Annotated in this window: 3 protein-coding genes, 2 pseudogenes and 1 other annotated feature; of the genes and pseudogenes, 3 read left to right on the plus strand and 2 right to left on the minus strand. The window is 59.1% G+C overall.

The window, feature by feature from the left end:
• Positions 1-53: 53 nt before the first annotated feature.
• Positions 54-524, minus strand: a pseudogene (locus DM995_RS20125) (transposase); the annotation flags it as partial.
• Positions 525-640: 116 nt separating this feature from the next.
• Between DM995_RS20125 and DM995_RS20130 the strand changes: the two are divergent.
• A pseudogene (locus DM995_RS20130) lies at positions 641-1,021 on the plus strand (IS110 family RNA-guided transposase); the annotation flags it as partial.
• A 38-nt stretch (positions 1,022-1,059) separates the two neighbouring features.
• Here DM995_RS20130 and DM995_RS20135 read toward each other — a convergent pair.
• Positions 1,060-2,288 (minus strand): IS3 family transposase gene (locus DM995_RS20135; RefSeq protein ID WP_116970828.1). Its coding sequence is split into 2 segments (ribosomal slippage): positions 1,060-2,000 and positions 2,000-2,288, totalling 1,230 coding nucleotides; the frame shifts between segments, so codons are not numbered across the junction.
• Positions 1,891-2,007, minus strand: a sequence feature (AL1L pseudoknot). It overlaps the preceding gene by 117 nt.
• A gap of 140 nt (positions 2,289-2,428) precedes the next feature.
• On the opposite strand from DM995_RS20135, the gene DM995_RS22845 reads away from it, so the two are divergent.
• Positions 2,429-2,761: a tyrosine-type recombinase/integrase gene (locus DM995_RS22845; RefSeq protein ID WP_157973421.1), complete on the plus strand. Its 333-nt coding sequence runs from the start codon at positions 2,429-2,431 to the stop codon at positions 2,759-2,761.
• Positions 2,762-3,226: 465 nt separating this feature from the next.
• Entirely contained in the window at positions 3,227-3,751 is a 525-nt protein-coding gene (locus tag DM995_RS20145) for an HD domain-containing protein (RefSeq protein WP_157973422.1), read from the plus strand.
• The last annotated feature ends 3 nt before the right edge of the window (positions 3,752-3,754 follow it).

Here is a 3,754-nt window from a genome sequence, read left to right on the forward strand (position 1 = left end):
CAGCGCTTCTCATCCTGATCGTCGCTACCTTCTCACCCTGATCGTCGCGCTACAGTGTTGCGCTGCTTGGGGGCAGGCACCACCGTAGCATCGATGATCTGGCCACCCATCGCGAGATAGCCATGATCCATTAGAGCTGCATCGAAACGGGCGAAGAGCTTGTCGATCGCCTTGGCCTGCACCAGGCGCTCGCGGAACAGCCAGACCGTCGTTGCATCGGGCACCGTGCCATCGAGCCCAAGGCCCAGGAAGCGCTGAAACGACAAGCGATCCTTGATCTGGAATTCCGTTGCTTCGTCTGACAACGAATAGAGCGCCTGCAGCACCAGGATCTTGAACATCATCACCGGATCGAACGGCGGCCGGCCACCCTTGCCACGGGCACCGCGGCGTAGGGCGGCAATCAATGGATCCCGGAAAACCTCGAAGTCGACGACCCCTGACAGACGTTCCAACGGATCGCCAGCGGCACTCAGCGCCTCGTAACGATCCGAAAGATCAAAGAAACCGGGCTGTCCCGCCATCATCGCCTCCGCTCATCCGCAAAAGCAGTGATGAGGTGGACGGCCCCTGACCCAACGGCATCGATTCGTGCCAAGGTGGCGCGTCAGTTTGCCACCTGAAGGAAGGAGCCATCCACATGCAGATTACCACGATTGGCCTCGATATCGCCAAGAATGTTTTTCAACTGCACGGCATTGATGATGCCGGTCAGCCAGTTCTGCGGCAGAAGGTTCGTCGCGATCAGTTGCTTGCGGTGCTGGGTGACTTTGAGCCGTGCCTGATCGGTATCGAGGCTTGCGCAACAGCGCATCATTGGGCTCGTCAACTTCAAGCGCTTGGCCATGAAGTCCGGCTTATGCCACCGGCTTACGTGAAGGCCTACGTTAAACGGAACAAGAATGACGCAGCTGATGCGGAAGCGATCTGCGAGGCAGTGAGGCGACCTACTATGCGATTTGTTCCGATCAAGTCAGCCGACGCGCAGAGCGTGCTGATGCTGCATCGTGCTCGCCAACTTGAACCGCACCGGGATTCCCGGAGGCTGTTTGGTTTAGGTTACGCAGCCATGGGCTGCTCGTCTAGCGTGGCGTAATATCTCTGCTCGGCTTCGGCAGGTGGGATGTTTCCAATCGGTGCCAGCAACCGTCTGTGGTTGAACCAATCAACCCATTCGAGGGTTGCGAATTCGACAGCCTCGAAAGATCGCCATGGCCCACGCCGGTGAATCACTTCGGCCTTGTAAAGGCCATTGATCGTCTCGGCTAAGGCATTGTCATAGCTGTCCCCGACGCTGCCGACCGATGGCTCGATACCAGCTTCAGCGAGGCGTTCAGTGTACTTTATGGACACATATTGAGATCCACGGTCGCTATGATGAACCAGGCCGCCACGATGGACCGGTCGGCGATCATGCAGCGCCTGTTCCAGCGCATCGAGCACGAAGCTGGCATGGGCCGTCCGGCTAACCCGCCAACCAACGATATAGCGGGCATAGACGTCGATCACGAACGCGACATAAACGAACCCACTCCAGGTCGCGACATAGGTGAAATCCGAGACCCACAGCCGGTTCGGCGCCGGGGCATGGAACTGGCGGTTGACGCGATCCAGCGGGCAAGCTGCCGCCTTGTCGCTGATCGTTGTGCGCACTGGCTTGCCACAAATCACCCCTGCCAAGCCCATCTCGCGCATCAATCGTTCGACGGTGCAGCGAGCGACGGGAAAACCCTCGCGTGTCAGCTGCCGCCACACCTTGCGGACACCGTAGACAGCAAAGTTCTCGGCAAACACTCTGGCGATCTCTGGCTTGAAGGCGAGGTCACGTTTTACCCGCGCCGACAGGCGCGATGGATCCTGTCGCTGCGCGACGTGCTTATGGTATGTGGAAGGGGCAATCGGCAGGACATTGCAGATCGGCTCGACCCCATGAACGGCGCGATGATCGTCGATGAACGCGATCATCGCTTGAACGGGCGGTCGAGCTCCGCCTGCGCAAAATATGCTGATGCCTTGCGCAGAATCTCATTGGCCTGCCGTAGCTCACGAACCTCACGTTCCAACGCCTTGATCTTGTCCGCAGTATCGGTGGGAACGCCGGCTCGCTTGCCGCTATCAACCTCTGCCCGCTTCACCCACTCGTGAAGGGTCTGTGGGGCACAGCCGATCTTATCGGCAACCGACACCACGGCTGACCAGCGTGACGGATAATCCGCCTGATGGTCCAATATCATCCGCACCGCACGGGCGCGAACCTCGGGTGAAAACTTGTTCGTTGTCTTGCTCATAAGGGCTCCACCTTCTCAGGAGTTGGAGCCTCCGACAATCCCGGTGCGGTTCACAGCGTAGTTGGATTTCCGACGGAGGGTACGTTGCTTTTGCCGATACCAAGTCCGGCGCGCAGATCAGAATCGTCGGAACCCCCGCATTGACGCTCCTGCGCAGTCAGCCCGCGCGCGAGGACGTTCGATATGTTTTTCCATCAGATGGCGGGCAAACGAATTTTGTAGCGGCGGACGGAGTGCTTGGACGGATTTGCAAGCGGCTGGGCTGGCAGGATGTCACGGCACACACTTTGCGCCATACCTTCGGAAGCGTTGCCGGCGAGCTTGGGTATTCCGAACTGACAATAGCGGCGATGCTTGGCCATGCAGCCGGATCAGTCACGGGAAGGTATGTGCATATCGACGATGCGGTCAAATCTGCGGTCGAGAGGGTGTCTCTAGAGATTGCCTCGCTTCTGGATGAGCAGCGGGGGTAAACTGCCGGCCAGCGCATCCGCCAGTCGATCATTAGCAATGTTGTAGCGGAAGAATTAGGGCTGTTGGTTCGAGAGTTCGAATCCTGTGGGGCGCGGCGTGTCCCGCTGGATAAACGTGACGAATATCTATCGCCGTTTGCACTACTTTGGTACCGCCGTCGGACGTGGGCTGGCGTCGCCTGCCGCAATTAGCCGACGCTGAAACATCGTGGTAGGGTGAGTAGATGGCGGGCTGTTTCAGCAGCTGCCGCCCCAAAGGCGGCCATTAAGGTGGAGTCATTTTAATCTTTGGTTCTGCCAGAACCTGACGATGAGTGCAGCTCAATGTCCTTATACCGGTTTTTTCTTTGGTTGAATTGCAGGCAATCTGATTTTTCCCGGCAATGTGTGGCTGAAACAGCAACGAACCCTTTCTTGCATAAGTTTTGCGTGGCGGACGCCTCGCCCAAGGTTCAAAGCGAGGGGATGGCGCATCTGGAAACCTGGTTGAGCGCGCTCCTACCCCGTCTTGCCCGACAGTTCCGCTTTCTGGTGGAAGCGGATCGGCTCAAGACCGTACTGCGCGGCAGCCGGTTGACCGGTGGATCTCGCCCGGAAAACAGCGCCGAGCACAGCTGGCACCTGACGCTCTTCGCAATAGTCTTGGCCGAATGGTCCAGCACGCCCGTCAATACGGCAAGGGTGATCCAGATGCTGGTTCTCCACGATCTCGTCGAGGCGGCGAGCGGAGATACGCCCCTGTTCGACGAGACCGCTGCGGCTGCGCAGGCGGCGCGCGAGTCAGCGGCCGCAGAACGGCTTTACGGGGTGCTGCCCGAGGACCAGGCGCCAAGCTTCGCGCGATCTGGGAAGAGTTCGAGGCGGGTGTCACTCCGGAGGCGAGCTTTGCCAAAGCGATCGACCGCTTGCAGCCGATCAGTCTTAACCACCTCAACCGGGGTGGAACCTGGCGCGATTTCAAGGTCGATGTCGAACGGGACCGGCGGCTGACGG

Origin of the sequence: Blastomonas sp. UPD001, assembly GCF_003426715.1 — a bacterium.
In the GTDB taxonomy this organism is placed as follows: domain Bacteria; phylum Pseudomonadota; class Alphaproteobacteria; order Sphingomonadales; family Sphingomonadaceae; genus Blastomonas.